We start from the raw sequence: 18667 nt of genomic DNA, 5'->3' as shown, positions 1-18667 counted from the left end.
GCGTTTTACTTCAGAAGGGAGGAATGGCATGCAGTCACCACTACCTACGAAACATCATCGCCGCTCTACGAAAGGTCAGCTTTTCCGACGATTATTAATGCTGACGATCGGTGCCATCATCTTCGCGCTTGGACTAAAAGGATTCCTTGTTCCAAATAACATCATCGATGGCGGAATCGTCGGAATCTCGATCATCGGTTCAAAAGTGACCGATACGACGCTCGCCTTATGGTTGTTCTTCTTGAACATTCCATTCATCTTCTTTGGCTACAAACAAATCGGAAAGACGTTCGCCCTGTCGACGTTATACGCCATCTTCGTCATGGCGATCGCAACGAAACTCCTCGAACACATCGGTCCGCTGACGAGCGTGGATTTGCTCGCGACCGTCTTCGGTGGCTTGATTCTTGGAATCGGCGTTGGCATCGTCATTCGCTCGAGTGGATCACTCGACGGAACCGAGATTCTTGCTGTCTCCTTCAGCCGCTCGACGCCGTTTTCAGTCGGCGAGATCGTCATGTTCTTCAACGTCTTCATCCTCGGCGCCGCTGGCTTCGTCTTCGGTTGGGACCGGGCGATGTACTCGTTGATCACCTATTTCGTTGCCTTCAAGACGATTGATGTCGTCATCGATGGACTCGATCAGTCGAAGAGTGTCTGGATCATTTCGGAGAATTACGAAGAGATCGGTCTTGCAATCATGGATCGACTCGGTCGAAGCATGACGTACTTAAACGGAGAAGGTGCCTTCACCGGCGACGGTAAAAAAGTCATCTTTTGCGTCATCAGTCGCCTCGAGGAATCAAAACTCAAAGACATCGTCCGTGACTTCGATGAACAAGCCTTCATTGCGATCGGCAATATCCATGATGTCCATGGCGGTCGCTTCAAGAAAAAAGATATCCATTAACCGAACGAAAGGAAGGAACACGGGTGTGGAAAAAACATCGTAAGAAAATCATCGGTGGCGTGATCGTCATCGTGACGCTTGCTGTCATCGTCGTCATCGGGATTTCCGGTTATGTCGGCTCCTCGTTGACGCAACCGGAACGGGAAGCCTTGACGACAACACCAAAAAAAGCGGAAGGACTCGACTATGAAGACGTCACCTTCCGCTCCTATAAAGACCGGACACGTTTGTCTGGCTGGTGGATGCCTAGCGAGGACGCAAAACTGACGGTCGTCTTCGCCCACGGTTACGGCAAGAACCGGGAACAAGAAGATGTTCCGATCTTCCCGTTATTCAAGAAGTTCCACGACGCGGGCTATAACGTCCTGACGTTTGATTTCCGCGGGTCCGGTGAATCGGACGGAAAACGTGTCACAGTCGGTGCAAAGGAACAAGATGATTTGCTGACGGCCGTTCGCTACGCGAAGTCACGGTCTTCAAAACCAGTCGTCCTCTACGGTATCTCGATGGGCGCTGCAACATCACTCGTGACCGCTCCAAAGGCGGACGTCGTCGGTGTCATCGCCGACAGCCCGTTTAGCGATCTCGAGAACTATCTCGCAACGAACCTGCCTGTCTGGAGCGGATTACCGAACTTCCCGTTCACCCCGATCATTCTGGAGATCACGCCACCTCTGACGGGTCTCAATCCAGAACGGGTGAAACCGATTGAAGCGGTTCGACGGATTGAGTATCCAATCCTGTTAATCCACGGGAAAGACGACGATGCGATTCCGGTCACGGAAAGCATGAAAATTCAAAAGGCGGCGCCGCGCTCCGAGCTCTATGTGACGGAAAACGGTGGGCACGTCCAGTCGTATGCGCACGACCGAAAAGCGTATGAAGAGAAAGTCATGACGTACTTGTCAGATCTGCATTGATGAAAGGAGATTGACATGCAACAGTTATCGTTGTTCCTGACCTTTTTCGTCGCACTGACAGTCATGACGATCGGACTGCTCGTCTCCCGCCGTGCCGGCTATCGTTTGCCGTACGGACGAACGATCGCCTTGATTTGGACGGGTTCCGCCCTGATCGGACTAGCCCTTTACTTATTACGTTAAACGAACAGCCGCCCGCTTCCTTGATGGAAACGAGCGGCTGTTGTGTGTGCTTATCGTTTTAGTACGGCAGCGCCGACAATCTTCAAGACTTCCGGACGACTAAGTTTCTCTTTCCCTTTTGCAAGGGCATCCAGCGTTCCATGTGCGAGTGCAAGTGGAATGTGACAGAATTCATAAATCGTCGTTTCCTTTGGAATGGACGCAAGGTAGGCATCGGCTTCTGCGAGATTCTCACGCGCATAAGCAAACATCGTATCCGTCGTCCAACCAGGTGGGAAGTAACCGACACCACGCTCCGCATCCTCCTGTTGGTTACGCAGGATGTTGACGGCTTGTAAACCACGACCAAATCCGATCGCTTGCTGTTTATCAGTGACGATACCAGCCTTCCAGTACCAAATGTCGGATAACATGACACCGACGAGTCCGGCGACATAATACGTATACTCGTCAAGATCCGCTTCCGTCTCGACCGTCCAGTCACGCTCTGCCCAGACCGCCATCCCTTCTGCCATCTCCGCCGTCGAATCGAGGACCTTCGGACGAATCGCGGCCGGACAATAGGCGATCCACTCCGGTAGACGGAGTGTCACTTCAGGGAGATACGCCGTGTAAGGCGCAATCAACTCGAGATAGGTCGTAGCGGAGAACGTGCCCCGCATCAATAACGCCGTCTCGCGAAGCAACATCGTCTTGACGTCCGTCGCCAAGTCCTCATGGTCTTCAATCTCATCGATGGCACGCATGCATAGATAAGCAGCACCGACCGCTTCCTGTAAGTCTTGCGATAGTCGACTAATCGGGATATAGAAGGTGCGACTCGTCGCTTTTAATACACGGTTCGCGTCTTTTTTCAGCTGCTTCGTCTCATTCATTCCTGACAACTCCCTCTTTGGCTCAAAAGGTTTCTTTTCTCTTCATTACTATACACGATTCAACGCGTTTCAGCATTTGTTTCATGATAAGAAAGACTCCCTTTGCAGCACATTCGGGCAAAGGGAGTCTTTTCGTCCTCGTTTGAAGTGCCTCGTTCGTTAAAAAGATACGTTCCGATGACATTCAAATGGAATCATTTTTCCTGTTGTTTCAAGAGTTGTCCAATCAATCCAGTACTACGGGACGCTTCCGTGTTCTCTTCTTGGATCGACAAGTAGACTTCCTTCCGGTGGATATCGACTTGCCGTGGCGCCTTGATACCAATCTTGATTTGATCGCCTTCGATTGCAAGAATCGTCAGTTCGATGTCGTCACCGATTTGAATCGCTTCTCCCGTCTTTCGTTTCAGTACGAGCATCAGCGACCACCTACTTCCGTCAGACTACCAATCAGATGACGATTCGCGTATGTATCGTCCAGGATGATTTGTTTCGCGAGCCGTTGTTTCGTCTCCATGACGAAAGGTGCTCGTAAGTTCGTCGTCGACGTCGTGAACGGATCCCGTAATGTGACCGTCGTGTAGACAGCGACTTGCGCCGTATCCTCGATTCCGAGTTGCTCTTTTGCTGCCTCTGGTAACTCGAAAACATATTCCGGATCAATCCAGAACGGGTTCGTCACGACGAAGGCACACTCCGGCTGATCAATCGATTGAAACGACCAGAACGGGACGCCTTCTCCGAACGGGAGCAAGATGAAGCGTTTTGCTTCCGGAAAACCTGGTAATTCAGACGCGAAGGTGATGATTTCCGTCTCGTCAATCGTAATGGTTCCAAAAAAATCCGTTTCGATCTGCATGTCGTTATCCTTCCCCATCGAATATGCCGCCAACCGGCCACATATTCAGTTGATTTTGTTCTTGTAGATAAATCTCGACCTGACCTTCTTTTACGGTCAGTTCCGGTCGATGCGTTTCGACATCGATCTTCGGACGATTCGCGGTATAACTTAACCGTACCTCAGCCGGTGTATAGGTCGTCTTGACTCGATCGAGGCTCCGCGGAATGAATCCGAGGGTCGTCACTTCAGCAGGAGGTGTATCATTGGCTTTCGCAATTCGCGCGACAGTTCCCCCGCCCTGCTCGATCCGCATCAGTTGATCGCCTTCGGAAGCTCCTTTTGCGACAGCTTCCTGTCCTTTTTGTCGTCCATAAGTAGCATACTGCCGAACGGATTCAAGCGCAGGAACGCGCCCCATCTCGATCCAGGCTTGCGTCGAATCGATCTCAAGGCGTGCCGCGACGGTTTCAATCGATAATTCCCCACGTGGTTGTTCGATCGATAGGGAGGCAGGTGTCTGCTTCTGCTCGATTTGCGGACGCGTGATGTTCATTCCGATTCGTGCCGCCGTCTGACGCATTTCAAGATGCGGAAGATTCATCTGCCTTCACCCCTTATCGTAGGAAATCGAGTAATGTCGGCTGAATGATTCGTGCCCCGGCGCTGAGCGCTGCGCGGTGTAACGTCTCGTATGACTTCAGCTCCATAATGACTTTTTCTGCCTCGATGTCTTCGTTATCCGACATGACCGTCTTCGCGATGATTTCCTGGTCCTCGAGACGTGATGTGTTCAAATCCATCCGGTTGACCCGTGCCCCGAGATCAGCGCGTGTCTCGACCGCTCCGTTGAGCATCGCATCAATATCCTTTAACATCCCGGATAAGGTAGCTCCATTGTTGTCAGCGTTCGTCCCGAGTGCGTCATAGACTGTTTTCAACGTTTGGAACGTTCCCGGTCCAAAGACGCTGAGTGGTGAAATGTTGACTTGGACCTCGATACCGGAAGAGACTTCATACTGAATCGCTTCCGTCTCTTTCCCTGTTGGATCACCATCCGTGAAGACGCCTTCGATCGGTCCCGCTGTACTTGCCAAATAATTACGCAATCCGTCCATCGAGACGAATGGTGTATCCGTCTTCGTTCCGTTGAAAATTCCTTTTTCATTGTATTTCGTGTTCGCGAGCGTCCCGATGTGTTCAATCAATTGACCGACCTCACTCTGGATTGCTTTACGTTGTGTCGCATCATACGTATCCGTCGCCGCTTGCGTCGTCAACTCACGAATCCGACTCATCGCTGACGTGACCTCGTTAAGGGCCGAATCCGTCAAGTCCATCCAGCCGGTTGCTTCACTGGCATTTTTCTTGAACTGTTCGACTTCTCGTACTTCCGTCCGGTAACGCACGCCTTGCATCGCAACGACTGGATCTTCGGACGGACGCTGAATCTTCTTGCCGCTGATCAATTGTTCCTGAAGCGTGCTCAAGCGCTGATAGCTTGAGGATAAGTGCCCGATATTCGTTTTCGTCAACATCGTTTGTGTTACTCTCATCTATTCATCACCGTCCTACGAGTCCCATACCGTTGATGATTTTATCAAGCATTTCATCGACGGTCGTAATATTTCGTGCTGCTGCATTATAAGCGTGTTGATACTGAATCATCATCGTCATCTCTTCATCAATCGAGACGGCAGACATCGACATCCGGCGCTGATCCGCACTTTCCATCAAGACAGCAGCACTCTTACCCAGGCGTCCGACCTGATCGGTCGAGACTGCCATGTCGCCGATGACGTTCTGATAGAACGAACCGATTGTCGTCGTCGTGTTCGACTTCACGAACGTGATGCTCGCTGTCTTCATCTTCGCTAGATTCAACGCCCCTTGGCTATCTCCGATGTTGCCGTCCGTTGACGTCGCAATGTTATCAAGACTCGCCTTGATCTCTGAACCGACGGAGATCGTTGCTGCCGTGATTTCTACACTGGTTGACGTGAAGAAAGCATTTGTGCCATTTGTGCCGTCTTTTTTTGAGTTCTTTGCGTGGGCGATATTAAACGCATCAGCGAATGTCTTTGCCATCTCATCGAGTTGACTTTCCATCTTGACATATTCCCCGACGGCTTGACCATTTCGTTCTTGCCCATACATCTCGAGTAATCCGGATAAGCGACCCGTCGTAAAACCATTTGTTTTATCAAGTGTCTGCGCTACTCCGTTCACTTCAAGACCATTGTAGATTCCGTCCGCATTTTCGGTGAAACGAAGCGTCACGGCTGTCGAGGCTTTTCCATCAACGGCCTTGATTTTCGTTCCGTCAGGCATCTTTAGTTCAATATCAATCCGTCCTTCTGCGTTGCGTAACGCATTTCCCATATCTCCGCTCCCGATTGCCTGCGCGTCGATGGATACTTTCTCGAAGTCAACATATTGCGAAAGCTCATCCAAATAGCGATCACGTTCATCGTAGAGCGCATTCGGAAGGGCACCGAGCGGTTCGACCGTATGAATCTCGACGTTGATGTTATTGATTTTCTTTAACAGGTCGTTGACTTTTTTCGTCGAGACCTCAACTTCACTCTTCAAGTCCGCTTTGACTTGATTGATTGCTTTCGCCATGTAATTGAAGGTCTGCGTGAGAGTCTCCGCTTTTTGACGAACGACACTGCGTGCACCTGAATCTTGCGGATTCGTCGATAAAGTCTGCAAGGATTCCCAGAATCCGTCGAACGCTTTCGAAAGACCCGTTTCCGACGGTTCATTGATGATATCTTCCATCCGTCCGAATGCCGCTTGTTTCGTACCGTAGTAAGACACCTTCGTCACTTCATCCCGGTACTGCTTATCGAGCATGACGTCCCGAATTCGCTCGAGCATTTCTCCGCGGACTCCGGTTCCGACTTGTCCATTTCGTCCAGATCCAAGTGAAATCGAAAGTTGTTCCGTTGTTCCCATGACGAGACGCTGACGAGAGAATCCTTCCGTGCCGGCGTTCGCAATGTTATTTCCAGTCGATTGCAGAGCCCACTGGTTCGTCGTTAATGCCCGACGTCCTGTCTCAAGCCCCATGAAAGTCGATCCCATCCGTATTCCTCCTTACGCGTTTCGATTGAAGTGTGTCTGGTTTAGTGCGGACTGTCCGTATGTGAAGTCATCCGCTTCTGGAATCAAGAGTTGGAGATGCCAATCCAAATAATGCAGGGATTGCTCTAGCAACTCCGCGTTTAGTGTGTTGAGCTGTCGCAATTGACCGATCGTCTGCAACAACGTTCGGAGTGAGTCGACATCTTCCGGATGCGTCGCAATCCATTCCGTCATCGTCACACTCCCCATCAGTGCGAGCCGTTCTTGTTCTAGTGCTTCGATCCGCTTGATATGTACCGGTTCTTCTTTAACGATTTCAGATAAACGACGCATGTCATTTGCAATCAAGACCTGCTTCTTTTCTTCTGCGAGCGCAAGTAAATGAGCATGCGCCTCGTTGAGTTGATTGATGAGTTGCATTCGGTTTCTCCTTCCGAATTGAAAAGGTTCCATTCATATAAAAAACGACCCGCGCATCCGTGCCCCGAGTCGCCTCCATTGTCTACGATGTCCAACTTACAGGTTCAAGAAACGTTCCGCGATTTTTTTCGCATCCGGTTTATAGGTTCCATCCTGGATCGCCTGTTTGAGGGATTCAATCTTTTCAGTCCGTGACGACTGTGTCTCGTTGAAACGCGCACGCGCTTCTGTAGAGATACTGACTTCGTCCGGACGATTCGTACGTTGGTTTTTTGTTCCTTCTACTGATTGAGTTCTTTCGTACGTTTTGGGCATGTTCACCCATTTCGTAGAATCAATTCGCATGTGAACACCTGCTTTCTAGACTACAAGATTCTTAGTTCAAGTCCGATACGTCCTTGGTTTCGAAGAGTCAGAAGAGTCAAGCATCGCCTGGGCGAGGTCACGTCGTAAACGATCACGACATGCGGCACAAATCGTGCCTTCACGGGAGGGCTTCCCGCAACTCTCACACATGATTTCCATTTGGGAAATCTCGGAGATCAATAAGCGCCCTTCCTTGATGTAACGGAAGACGGTATCTCGACTAACACCCGTTCCGATCTCGACATCTTTAGGTGAAGTCCGGATTTTTCGTCGTTCTCGCAGAAATTCGCGTACCTTCTCAAAATCCGTATGATCCTTTCGTATGCAATCAATACACAGTTCTGAAGATTGACGCACGACTAACTTCCCGCAAGATTTACAATTGATGACATCCATTTCCTTCACCTCACATAGAGTATCGGCAGGAATGTTGCTTTCTTAAACACTTCGAAATAAAGTTACAGCAGAAATTTCTTTTGCTCCCGCTTCCTTGAGTCGAAACATCGCTTGGCGAAGCGTCGCACCTGTCGTATAGACATCATCGACAAGTACGATGTTCTTCCCTTTGACGTCACTCGTTACGCAAAACGGATTGCTACGCGCAAGTCGCGCTTGTCGCCCTGCCTTACTTTGTTCTGGACCATCCAAACGACTTAAACACGGAACGATCTTTCCGCGCATCCGACGTGCGATCAGCTCCGCTTGATTGAAACGGCGGTCTGAGAGACGTTCCGCGCTTAACGGAATCGGCACAAGAACTGCTTGCTTGATTTTTACCTTCTTCAAGTCATCGGTAAACATCTCAAGCAACGCACTATCACCGAGAAACTTGAAGCGATGCATGAACTCCTTCGCTGCATCATTGTATAGATAAAGAGGTGCTGTTTGGAGCGTCAGCCCTTGTCTTCGCCATTCTGCGCAGTCTGAACAGCACACTGGACCCGGCTTTCCGCAATCGACGCATTCCCCTCTTTTTACAAACTTTATTTTACAGGTCGGACAGGTCACTTGCCTAGTCCAGAGATTTCCGAGTTCCCAACTAGGTAAATAGACCTCTTGACAGAATAGACATCGATTCATGATCGTACAGCGTTCGCTTTCTTGATGTGATGGATCGCTTCGTACATCGCATCACTCCGGTCATTGGCGCAAAATAAAATGTCACCATCCGGGTATGCCGCCGATCGTCCGACTCGTCCGCTGATTTGAATCAGGGCTGCCGTACTGAATCCTTGATCCGCATCCAGAATCGCGACTTGAACGTTTTCGATCGTCACACCCCGCTCAAGAATCGTCGTCGTCAGTAAGATTCCTGTCGACTGTCGAAAACGCTGGACCTTCTCGACTCGTTCCGAGTCTGCAGCATGGACGGTCTCGACGTCATAGCCCGCTGTCGCGAATCGGTTTTGCCATCGCTCGAGCTCCGCGATCCGTGAGACGAAGACGAGCCGGGGTACAGTGCTATGACGCGCCAACCAATCGAACACGATCTGTTCGCTATACGGTACGACGAGCTTTGGGACCGGTAACGGATAACCATGATAGCGTCGCATCAGCCGAACCGTCGGAAACCGTCGATGCCAAAACGAAGGGGTGGCGCTCAATAAAATCAGCGCGGCATCTTTCGTCATCGCGTGCTTGACGTATCGATGTAACGTCCGATCGAGCCGGTACGGAAACGCATCGACCTCATCTAAAAAGACGACGTCAAAACAATTCCGGTAATGAATCAATTGATGTGTCGTACTGACCGTGATGTCCCCCAGTTCAAGACGGTCCGATGAACCACCGTACAAGGAGACGATGGAAGTGTCAGCGAATGCCCGCTTCAAATGTCCCGTCAATTCCCGGACGACGTCTGCCCGTGGTGCTGCGACAAGGACACGACGTCCGCTAGCGAGAGCGTCTGCGATTCCCGGGAAAAGCATCGGTGTCTTCCCGGCACCACATACGGCATGGACGAGAAGCCGCTTGTTAGTTAGAACCGTTCGTTGGATCGCTTGAGCAACACGTAGTTGTGCCGGCGTCAACGTCAATGGTCCATGTTGTGCCGGTGTCACCGGATCAAGTGCCCGCTGATCCGTCACGAGTCGTCCACAGCTTCGTAGTTTGCCGTAAGCAAGACATTTCCGACAATAATAACAGGCTTTACCACATGTACAGTCTCCTCGCACTGGAAGCGCGCCACATCGTTGGCAACGCCATGTCACAGCTGGTCTGAATCGGTATGTCACTTGTGGTGTGTCGATCCATTCAACAGGTACGAGTCGTCCTCGAAGATCCATCGTCATCTCTCCTTTTCTGTTTCGTCTCTTTCTCGCGGACGTCCGTCATCTCCTTGTGAGCGTTCCACTACTCAACTTGAGCTTTTGACTCGCTGAATTCGAGGTAACGTCATACGGTACGGTTTCAACAAGCGTTTCCATATAGTCATCTATGATTTTTGAGGATTTTGACAAAACAAAAGCAGCAGGTATCCTCATGAAGAGAATCCCTACTGCTTTCGCTCTTATCTTATTCTGCTGCGTGATACCATGTGACACCGATTGCCCCTGGTCCGAGGTGTGTACCGATGACGGGTCCAAAAACACTCATCTCGATGCGTGCCTGCGGGAAAAGTGCCTTCAGTTCAGCAATCTCTGCTTCTGCTTTCGCAGAATCCTCGGCATGGATGACACCGATGACATAACCGGTACCGTCACCGCGAATATCTTCCTTCATCATTTCCTCAATCCGATTGACTGCCCGCTTAAACGTTCGAATCTTTTCAAACGGAACGATTTTTCCGTCAACGAAATGAAGGACCGGCTTGATTTTCAGAAACGAACCGACGAATGCTTGCGCGACACTTAAACGTCCTCCACGCTGGAGGTGTTCGAGATCGTCGACGACGAAATAAGCACGAATCTGTTCTTTTAACGTCTCAAGACGCTGGACGATCGTCTCTGCCGTCGCTCCTGCATCTCGCAAACGAACGGCTTCTTGGACGAGAAACGCTTGCGGCATACAGGAAATACGTGAATCGACTGGATGGACGTTGACATGATCCACCATCATGTTGATCGTATGTAACGCTTGGTACGTTCCGCTGATCCCACTTGATAGTGTAATACCAATGATATCCGTTCCTTCTGGCAACTGCTCGAACGACGACACGAGATCACCGATGTTCGGTTGTGAGGTCGTTGGGAGACTGCCCGTCTGGATGCGTTCATAAAATTCCGCTACCGAGATATCAAACCCTTCCCGGTAGGCGTCACCGTCGAAGATGACACTAAGTGGTGCGACGTGCACTTGATGTTCTTCACAATAGGTAGTTGGCAGATAGGCTGTGCTATCCGTTAAGATCACAATCTGGCTCATCCGTGAATTTCCTCGCTTTTATAGTTCCGTCGTGACGCTGCCAAATGTGACACGCCACAATCGCTTTTAAGTGTAGCATTTTTTACTGGATAAAAAAAGAAAGACGGAAGCGGGAGCTCCTGTCTTTCGAGATATTAAACGACGACCCATCCACGACGGATGGATTCGACGACAGCACCGGTCCGGTCCGGCACATTCATCTTCCGGAGGATCGATGAAACGTGGTTTTTGACCGTCTTTTCACTGATGTATAACGTATCGCTGATTGCACGGTTCGAGAAACCGTCCGCTAACAATTGCAAGACTTCACATTCGCGACGCGTCAAGACGTGGAGTGGTGCTTCCGCGACTCGTTTTTCAACAGGTTGTGACGCCATCGTTTGTTTCATCTTCATCAAACGACGGTATTCCTGCAATAAGTTCGGTGTGACTTTCGGGTGGACATATCCACCTTCGCGGTACACGGAACGAATCGCATTGACGAGTTCGTCCGTCGCCATTTCCTTTAAGAGATAACCGACTGCGCCGGCACCTAGGGCGTGCATGACATACGTCTCATCATCATGAATCGATAAGATGATGACACGTACGTCCGGATAGACTTCCATCAGACGTTTTGTTGCTTCAACACCGTTGACTTGCGGCATGTTGATATCCATTAAGACGATATCCGGTTGATGGGTTTCGACGAGCGAGATGACTTCTGCTCCGCTTTCCCCTTCCGCTACGACGACGAATTCTTCTTCGAAATCAAGAATTCGTTTAACACCTTCGCGGAATAACTGATGATCGTCGACGATGACTACTTTCACTTGCTCGTTGTTCACAGTGTTTCCCCTCTCGCTTCGGATTCCTCGATTGGAATCTTGACCTTGATGACCGTACCTTTTCCGGGCTGCGTCTCGATATCGAATTCACCATCGATCAATTCGATCCGTTCACGCATACCAACGAGTCCGAATGACTCGTCGCACGATGCGACGATGGAATCGAAATCAAATCCAACGCCATTATCCTTCACATGGATTCGTACGGAATGTTGATATTGTTCTATGATAATACGAATGTCACTCGCTTTGGAATGCTTAACTGCATTTTGGACGGCTTCTTGGACGATTCGGAAGACGGCAACTTCATACGTCGAATCGATCCGTTCACCGCCTCCTAGATAATTGAAGTGAACCGGAATATTCGAAATTTCTTGAATATGGCGAAGATAACGTTCGAGCGTCGGAACGAATCCGAGATCGTCAAGCGTCATCGGACGTAAATCGTATATGATACGGCGGATATCGGCAAGCCCATCCCGAATCAACGTCCGTAAACGGTGAATCTCTTCAAAAGCTGCCTCTGCCCCATTATGCTGGTGAATCTTTTCAATCAAATCGGCCCGGATCAAGACGTGGGCAAGCGTCTGCGCCGGACCATCGTGCATGTCGCGCGACAAGCGGCGGCGTTCATTTTCGGCGGACTGGAAGACTTTTAGACCCATCTCCTGTTTTTGCATCGCCTTTTCATATTTTTCATTCATCATCTGCATATCGTCCGTCAAGAAGTTGAGGACGACCGAGACACGTCCAATCAATTGATCTGCCCGTTCAATCGTCTCATCGAGCTGAATCAATCGGCGTTCGAGCTCATCGCGGCGCTTTCGGCAATTCATCTCATCTCGTTGATTGATGAACGATTCGAGTTGCAACGCGTTCGCTGTCTCATAGGCCGACCGGACATCCTGTTCCGAGTAGCTGTCGAAGTTCTTACTGACGACGACGAGTCGCGCCTTTGCATCCTTGATATGGCGTTCGAGTCGTTCTGCTTCTTTTATATAGTCGTGCACCCGAATTTTCAGGTCGCGCAGTTCTTGCTGGATTTCGGCATATTGTTCGCGAGAACTTTCCGTGATCCGGACGATTTCTTCCCGACTCTCTTCTACGACGCCGATGATGTTCTGTACGATATCATTCAAGGATAGCCGCTCCCTCATCTCATTCGTCATGGTATTCCCTCCATTCCTTGCCAGTCGTCTACGGTTGTCTCTCTCTTGGAACGTCGTTATGCTAGAAAGAACTAGTTAACGAGGAGGACATTTTTGATTATGACATTATCTAATTATTATACAGTAAAAGAAAACGGTTTCCACGAAATCATTATCCAAAAGTCTCGATTCATCACTTATTTGGCTCGCGCAACGACGGAAGAACAAGCCCAGACGTTCATTTCCGAGCTGAAAAAAAAACATCACGATGCGAACCATAACTGCTCCGCCTACGTCATCGGTGAGCGTAATGAGATCCAAAAAGCGAATGATGACGGTGAACCAAGCGGAACAGCTGGTGTTCCGATGCTTGAAGTCTTGAAGAAGCGTGACTTGCGCGATACGGTCGTCGTCGTGACACGGTATTTCGGCGGCATCAAGCTCGGTGGTGGTGGATTGATTCGCGCGTATGGTTCAAGTGTCTCTGAAGCACTGAACGCAGTCGGTGTCGTCGAACGGATCGAACATACCGTCGTTTCCGTCAATGTCGACTATACATGGCTCGGAAAGCTCGAGAACGAATTGCGAGCGAGTGTTCATCCGATTGATCAGATCCATTACCTCGATCAAGTCCAGATCGACGTCCTCGTCAAGACAGCCGATGTCCCCGATTTTCTCGACTGGATGACGAACATGACGAACGGTCAAGCCAATTTGTCAAGCGGCTCTACTCGTTACCTCGAACGTGACATTATTTCCTGACCTGCTATACTGATTGTAAAGAATTTTAAAGTTTTTTAAAAATTCAGTTAAAGTTAGGAGTTAATAAAGGTGGAAGAGCGAACCCGCAGTAATAAAAAAAAGATAAAGAAAAAACGTTCGTGGTTCAAGGTGTTCGTGATCAGTTTTCTGGTCGTGCTCGTCGGTGGAGGTGCGACCTTCGCTTACGTCGCGTATAAGACGTTCCAGACTGCAAATGATGCGAATGTCGATTTAGCGCGCGGTGACAAGTCCGAGAAACGAGAAGCAGCCATTGATTTGACGAAAGATCACTTTTCCGTTCTGCTCGTCGGGACGGATGAACGACCTGGCGACACCTCATCCCGTGCTGATACGATGATTGTCGCGACATTCAACAAGGACGATCAAACCGTTGATATGGTCAGCATTCCCCGTGATTCACTCGTCGAGATCCCTTCTGTCGGTTACGAGGATAAAATCAATCACTCTTATGCCTTTGGTGGCATCGATTCAACGATTGAAACGGTCGAGACGTTGCTCGATATTCCAATCGATTATTATGCATCGATCAACTTCAATGGTGTCGTCGCGATCGTCGACGCATTAGGCGGCATCGATGTCGACGTCAAGTTACCGATCGATACACTCGACTCATCCGATAAGCGCAATGGCGTTAAATTGGAACCGGGTCCACAGACGTTGAACGGCGAGGAAGCACTCGCCTATGCCCGAATGCGTTATCAAGATCCTGAAGGAGATATTGGTCGGACAAAACGTCAACAACAGATTGTCGAAGCCATCGTTGATCAGTCGACATCGTTCGGTTCAATCACCAAACTAAATACGCTGATGGACGCGACGGGAGACAATTTCCGGACGAACATGTCGTTGACGGAAGCGTTCCAACTGCAACCGTTCATCAAAAAAATCGGTTCCATCAACCGGATCGATCTTAAAGGAACGGACACGAAAATTAACGGGGTCTATTACTACCAGCTTGATCAAACTTCATTGGCTGACGCGAAGACGACATTGAAGGAACAACTCAATTTGCCAATTGATGAGACGACAGACAGCATCACGTCGGAGGCTGCAGATGATTCGTTCACTCCAAGCAACTGATCATGCGTCACTACTGGAAGTACAACGTCGCGCTTATCAGATAGAAGCCGCATTACTCAATGCGACTGATTTCCCGCCCTTACGCGAAACGATCGATGAGATTGACGTTGAAGCGCCAATCGGTTTCGTTTACGTCATTGATGACGACATTGTTGGTGCTGTTACGATTAATGACGAGACGATCACTCGACTCGTCGTGGATCCGCCATACTTCCGTCAAGGAATCGCACAGTCCTTGCTGCATCACGTGATGGAGCAACATCAGACAAGACACGTCATGACCGGTGCACGTAATCTGCCAGCGCTTTCGCTCTACACTCGTTTCGGCTTCACGGAAGTCCGGCGCGAGTGGCGTAGCGGGATCGAACTTATCTTTTTAACACGCACCTGACTTTTAGGAACAACAAAGAAGCAGTAGACACCGGGTCTACTGCTTCTTTGTTGTTTAGAAGAAAAGAAATCCGAGAGCGGCTCCGATTAACACGATTCGTAACGGCGACTGTTTATAAAAACGAAGTAAACAGAACAAACCGAAGGCAATCAAGAAATCAAGACCACTCTTGATACTTGACGTAAAGATTGGATCATAAAGAGCAGCAAGCAAGATACCGACGACGGCAGCATTGACGCCGATCAACATGCGTCCGACTGCTTGATTCTTCCGAATACGATCCCAGTACGGTAAAACACCGATGACGAGTAGGAATCCTGGCAGGAAGATGGCGAGCGTCGCAAGAAGACCACCGGATACACCAGAGACGATCGTACCGAGATACGTCGCGAACGTAAAGAGTGGTCCCGGTACCGCCTGTGCAGCAGCGTAACCAGCAAGGAACGTATCCGTGTTCATCAATCCAGGTACGAGTGTCTGCTCAAGGAATGGCAAGACGACATGTCCGCCACCAAAGACAAGGGCACCAGCACTGTACATGATACTCGTCAGTTGGACGGTTCCCGTCGCAGATTGCGCGAGAAACGGTGTGACGGCAAGTAAGACGAAGAATAAGACGAGTGCTGTGATGCTAAGTAGACGTGGTACGCGAATCGACAAGGATCCACCCGTCTCCGTCTCTTCTTTGAACCAGAAGAACGCAAGAAGACCTGCGAGCAACAAGACACCGACTTGCGCCAGTGGATGTGCGATCAACAGTACCCCTGCTAGCGCTAGTAGCATCAACGTCATCCGTTTGACGCCTGTCGCAAGTTTCATTCCCATGCCAAGGACGGCGTCAGCAACGATCGCGACAGCGACGAGTTTCAAGCCATGAATGAATCCGGCTTCCGCGACATCGAATTGTGTCGCAAGAATCGCGAATAGAATCAAAGCGATACTCGACGGTAACGTGAAGCCGACGAAGGAAATGATCGCGCCTGCTACTCCTCCACGGATCAGACCGATTCCCATTCCGACCTGACTCGAAGCGGGACCCGGGAGGAATTGACAGAGCGCAACTAAGTCAGCATACGCTTTCTCATCAATCCATTTTTTCCGTTTGACATATTCTTCATAAAAATACCCGAGATGGGCGACCGGACCTCCGAACGACGTCAGTCCGAGCTTGAACGATACAAGAAAGATTTCGATTAGACGATGCATGCTTCACCTCCATCTCTCATTATATAAAACATTTGTTAAGTTCTTGTGAACTTCAACGGTTTTTCTTTCCATAAGTCCCTTTTCGCCACAATTTCTCCATGGGACCTTGTGGATGAGACTGGAGATATCTGTTTGATGCAACCCCTTGTGCGATCAAAAGCAGGAAAACGAGTAACAGTCCTTGCCATAACGGTGTCGTTCCATGTTGTCCACTGAAAAAGACAAATACGGTAAAGACGAGTGTATGCATCAAATAATTCGTCAATGCCATCCGCCCCAGTCCAGCAAACCATTGCATACGTCCAGCACGAACGAGTAACGCGACGGCACAAGCATAGGTAATTGCAAGCGTGCGTCCTGAGAGCCAGACGTAAAATAGATTGATTGATCCGTCTGGTACGTCAGCATGCGCCTGCATGATTCCGGCGAACGATGGAAGTGTCAGTAATAAGCTAATCCCGAGCGTCCACCACAGGAAACGATTCGTTGGAGGCGTTGCGCTGAAGCGTTCCATCAAATACGCTCCGATCAAGAACAGGGATAAAATTTCTGGCCAAATGACACCAGAATTCATGAGGGCTTCCGGCAATTGAACTGTCGCGTGATGCGATAAAAATCCGAGAAGATCGCGCGATGCGACGAACGACTGAAGTGTCTTATCCAGCTCGACGACGGGAGCGTCGCCGAGTTGACGAGCCCCAAAGAAAATAAGCAGGTAGAGAAAAATGGCATAGATTTGAAATGCTATCGCAAACAAGAGCTTCGTGATTGGCTTTGTTTTAGCGAACAATAACAAAATGAAGCCCGTCAACGCATACGTATGTAAGATATCTCCCTGCCAGACGAGCAGATGCAAAAGACCAATGATGAGCAGAATTCCGAGACGCCTTGCGAAGATCGTCATCGGTAGACCACGTTGTCGCAACCGATTGATGAACAGATAAAAACCGGCTCCAAATAGAACACTAAACAGGGTATAGAATTTCGTCTGGATGAAGAGATCGAAAATGAGACGAATCGCTTGATCCATCTCCCCCATCATCGCATTCGGTCGATCACCGAGAAAACTCGGCATGTTGACGAATAAAATCCCGCATAATGCAAAACCACGCAACACATCCAAATAGACGATGCGTTGATTCAATGATTGATTCATTCCAACACTCCCCTTTCTGAAAAAAGACCGCTCACACGGATGAGCGGTCTTTTTTGATATACGTTATTTCGATGTAAAACGTTCCAACAAATTCAACAATGGTCGATAACGTTCGCCAAGCAAACCGAGCGACTCGACGAGAATGTCAAGAACGAGCAATAACATGACGAGTGAGACGAGGGCACCGAGCGAATTCGTCTGCGAGAACAGAATCGCCGTCATGCCGAAGATGGCACAGAGTCCATAGATGACGAGCACGGCTTGGCGCATCGTAAAGCCGAGATCAAGCAATCGGTGATGCAGATGGGCCTTATCCGGCGCAAATGGTGGTTTTCCTTGCAATACCCGTCTAACGATCGCAAACAACGTGTCGGAAATCGGGATCCCAAGCAAAATGACCGGAACGGCAAGCGAGAACAACGTCACGTTCTTGAATCCAAGGAGCGATAACACACCGAGCATATAGCCGAGGAACAAGGCACCGGTATCACCCATGAAAATCTTCGCTGGGTAGAAGTTATGAAACAGAAAACCGAACGTACTCATCAATAAGAGAATCGCGACGATCGTCACGTAGACGTTTCCTTGAATGACGGCAAGACTGATCAATGTCAACAAGACGATACTCGAGACACCCGCTGCTAATCCGTCTAGTCCATCAATCAAGTTGACGGCATTCGTGATCCCGATGACCCAAAGGAACGTCAGCGGAACACTCCACCATCCGAGATATAACTGCTGGTCGAACGGTAGATTGATGAACTCGATCCGGATCCCACCGTTTAGGACGATGACGGCAGCAACGATTTGCCCCATCAGCTTCAAACGGGCATTGAGTTGGAATCGATCATCCAGTGCACCGGTCAAAATGATAACGAACCCACCGACTAAAATGTGCGTCGCGTACGGACTCGAAGGTTGTAAGATGAAATAACCGATCATGAAGGCGATATAGATCGCTAATCCGCCAAGTCGCGGCATGATTCGGACGTGTACTTTTCGCGCGTCTGGACTGTCAACGGCACCGACTGCAATCGCAAAGCGTTTCACGACGGGTGTGATCAGTAAAGCGGCGATAAAACAGACGATGGACGCAGTCCATAACATAGTA

General features: G+C 49.6%; 22 protein-coding genes. 6 read left to right on the top strand and 16 right to left on the bottom strand.

Annotated elements, in window-relative coordinates; genetic code table 11:
- Positions 1–28 precede the first annotated feature (28 nt).
- The 3 genes from ITJ88_RS01665 to ITJ88_RS01655 are packed head-to-tail and all read left to right on the top strand — an operon-like array spanning position 29 to position 2013.
- On the top strand, positions 29–910 hold the full coding sequence (locus ITJ88_RS01665) for a YitT family protein (protein ID WP_035410093.1): 882 nt from the start codon (positions 29–31) through the stop codon (positions 908–910).
- A gap of 23 nt (positions 911–933) precedes the next feature.
- Positions 934–1830 (top strand): alpha/beta hydrolase, encoded by an 897-nt coding sequence (locus ITJ88_RS01660; protein ID WP_149427790.1) that lies wholly within the window; start codon positions 934–936, stop codon positions 1828–1830.
- A gap of 15 nt (positions 1831–1845) precedes the next feature.
- Entirely contained in the window at positions 1846–2013 is a 168-nt protein-coding gene (locus ITJ88_RS01655) for a hypothetical protein (protein ID WP_156501817.1), read from the top strand.
- Positions 2014–2063: 50 nt separating this feature from the next.
- Here the strand turns inward: ITJ88_RS01655 and ITJ88_RS01650 are convergent, their stop codons facing one another.
- The 13 genes from ITJ88_RS01650 to ITJ88_RS01590 form a co-directional block, all read right to left on the bottom strand.
- Entirely contained in the window at positions 2064–2888 is an 825-nt protein-coding gene (locus ITJ88_RS01650; protein WP_195864500.1) for a squalene/phytoene synthase family protein, read from the bottom strand.
- 194 nt (positions 2889–3082) lie between these two features.
- Positions 3083–3307 carry a carbon storage regulator CsrA gene (csrA, locus tag ITJ88_RS01645; RefSeq protein WP_029342527.1) on the bottom strand — a complete coding sequence of 75 codons (225 nt, stop codon included), beginning with the start codon at positions 3305–3307 and terminating at the stop codon, positions 3083–3085.
- Positions 3307–3747, bottom strand: coding sequence for a flagellar assembly protein FliW (fliW, locus tag ITJ88_RS01640; protein WP_058705009.1), 441 nt, complete (start codon positions 3745–3747; stop codon positions 3307–3309). Before fliW ends, csrA begins: the two co-directional genes overlap by 1 nt.
- A 4-nt stretch (positions 3748–3751) precedes the next feature.
- On the bottom strand, positions 3752–4330 hold the full coding sequence (locus ITJ88_RS01635; RefSeq protein ID WP_058705008.1) for a DUF6470 family protein: 579 nt from the start codon (positions 4328–4330) through the stop codon (positions 3752–3754).
- 13 nt (positions 4331–4343) lie between these two features.
- Entirely contained in the window at positions 4344–5282 is a 939-nt protein-coding gene (flgL, locus tag ITJ88_RS01630; RefSeq protein WP_195864499.1) for a flagellar hook-associated protein FlgL, read from the bottom strand.
- A gap of 7 nt (positions 5283–5289) precedes the next feature.
- Entirely contained in the window at positions 5290–6816 is a 1527-nt protein-coding gene (gene flgK, locus ITJ88_RS01625) for a flagellar hook-associated protein FlgK (protein ID WP_195864498.1), read from the bottom strand.
- Between the two features lie 12 nt (positions 6817–6828).
- The gene (locus ITJ88_RS01620; protein WP_047393189.1) at positions 6829–7236 is read right to left on the bottom strand and encodes a flagellar protein FlgN; all 408 of its coding nucleotides are present in this window, start codon (positions 7234–7236) and stop codon (positions 6829–6831) included.
- Between the two features lie 96 nt (positions 7237–7332).
- The gene (flgM, locus tag ITJ88_RS01615; RefSeq protein ID WP_047393186.1) at positions 7333–7581 is read right to left on the bottom strand and encodes a flagellar biosynthesis anti-sigma factor FlgM; all 249 of its coding nucleotides are present in this window, start codon (positions 7579–7581) and stop codon (positions 7333–7335) included.
- 459 nt (positions 7582–8040) lie between these two features.
- On the bottom strand, positions 8041–8445 hold the full coding sequence (locus ITJ88_RS16225; RefSeq protein WP_230088504.1) for a ComF family protein: 405 nt from the start codon (positions 8443–8445) through the stop codon (positions 8041–8043).
- Positions 8446–8678: 233 nt separating this feature from the next.
- Positions 8679–9887: a helicase-related protein gene (locus ITJ88_RS01605; RefSeq protein WP_195864497.1), complete on the bottom strand. Its 1209-nt coding sequence runs from the start codon at positions 9885–9887 to the stop codon at positions 8679–8681.
- Positions 9888–10116: 229 nt separating this feature from the next.
- A complete protein-coding gene (locus ITJ88_RS01600; RefSeq protein WP_047393177.1) occupies positions 10117–10965 on the bottom strand; it encodes a DegV family protein in 849 nt (282 codons plus the stop codon).
- Positions 10966–11099: 134 nt separating this feature from the next.
- A complete protein-coding gene (locus ITJ88_RS01595) occupies positions 11100–11792 on the bottom strand; it encodes a response regulator (protein WP_029342537.1) in 693 nt (230 codons plus the stop codon).
- The gene (locus ITJ88_RS01590) at positions 11789–12949 is read right to left on the bottom strand and encodes a sensor histidine kinase (protein WP_230088503.1); all 1161 of its coding nucleotides are present in this window, start codon (positions 12947–12949) and stop codon (positions 11789–11791) included. The genes ITJ88_RS01595 and ITJ88_RS01590 overlap by 4 nt, the downstream gene beginning before the upstream one ends.
- Positions 12950–13060: 111 nt before the next feature.
- On the opposite strand from ITJ88_RS01590, the gene ITJ88_RS01585 reads away from it, so the two are divergent.
- From ITJ88_RS01585 to ITJ88_RS01575, 3 genes are all read left to right on the top strand, one after another.
- The gene (locus ITJ88_RS01585) at positions 13061–13702 is read left to right on the top strand and encodes a YigZ family protein (RefSeq protein WP_195864496.1); all 642 of its coding nucleotides are present in this window, start codon (positions 13061–13063) and stop codon (positions 13700–13702) included.
- Between the two features lie 135 nt (positions 13703–13837).
- Positions 13838–14803, top strand: a complete 966-nt coding sequence (locus ITJ88_RS01580) for an LCP family protein (protein ID WP_370567749.1) — start codon at positions 13838–13840, stop codon at positions 14801–14803.
- On the top strand, positions 14778–15194 hold the full coding sequence (locus ITJ88_RS01575; RefSeq protein WP_195864494.1) for a GNAT family N-acetyltransferase: 417 nt from the start codon (positions 14778–14780) through the stop codon (positions 15192–15194). Before ITJ88_RS01580 ends, ITJ88_RS01575 begins: the two co-directional genes overlap by 26 nt.
- A 54-nt stretch (positions 15195–15248) precedes the next feature.
- On the opposite strand, the gene chrA is transcribed toward ITJ88_RS01575, so the two are convergent.
- The 3 genes from chrA to ITJ88_RS01560 all read right to left on the bottom strand — a co-directional run bounded on the left by chrA (position 15249) and on the right by ITJ88_RS01560 (position 18663).
- Positions 15249–16400, bottom strand: a complete 1152-nt coding sequence (chrA, locus tag ITJ88_RS01570) for a chromate efflux transporter (RefSeq protein ID WP_195864493.1) — start codon at positions 16398–16400, stop codon at positions 15249–15251.
- 52 nt (positions 16401–16452) lie between these two features.
- Positions 16453–17556, bottom strand: a complete 1104-nt coding sequence (locus ITJ88_RS01565) for a DUF418 domain-containing protein (protein ID WP_195864492.1) — start codon at positions 17554–17556, stop codon at positions 16453–16455.
- Positions 17557–17619: 63 nt separating this feature from the next.
- A complete protein-coding gene (locus ITJ88_RS01560) occupies positions 17620–18663 on the bottom strand; it encodes a glycosyltransferase family 4 protein (RefSeq protein ID WP_058705407.1) in 1044 nt (347 codons plus the stop codon).
- Between the last annotated feature and the right edge of the window lie 4 nt (positions 18664–18667).

It is taken from the genome of Exiguobacterium abrahamii, assembly GCF_015645365.1.
Lineage (GTDB): Bacteria > Bacillota > Bacilli > Exiguobacteriales > Exiguobacteriaceae > Exiguobacterium_A > Exiguobacterium_A abrahamii.
The sequence above is the reverse complement of the archived record's forward strand: the minus strand, read 5'-3'. Positions and strand labels throughout refer to the sequence as shown.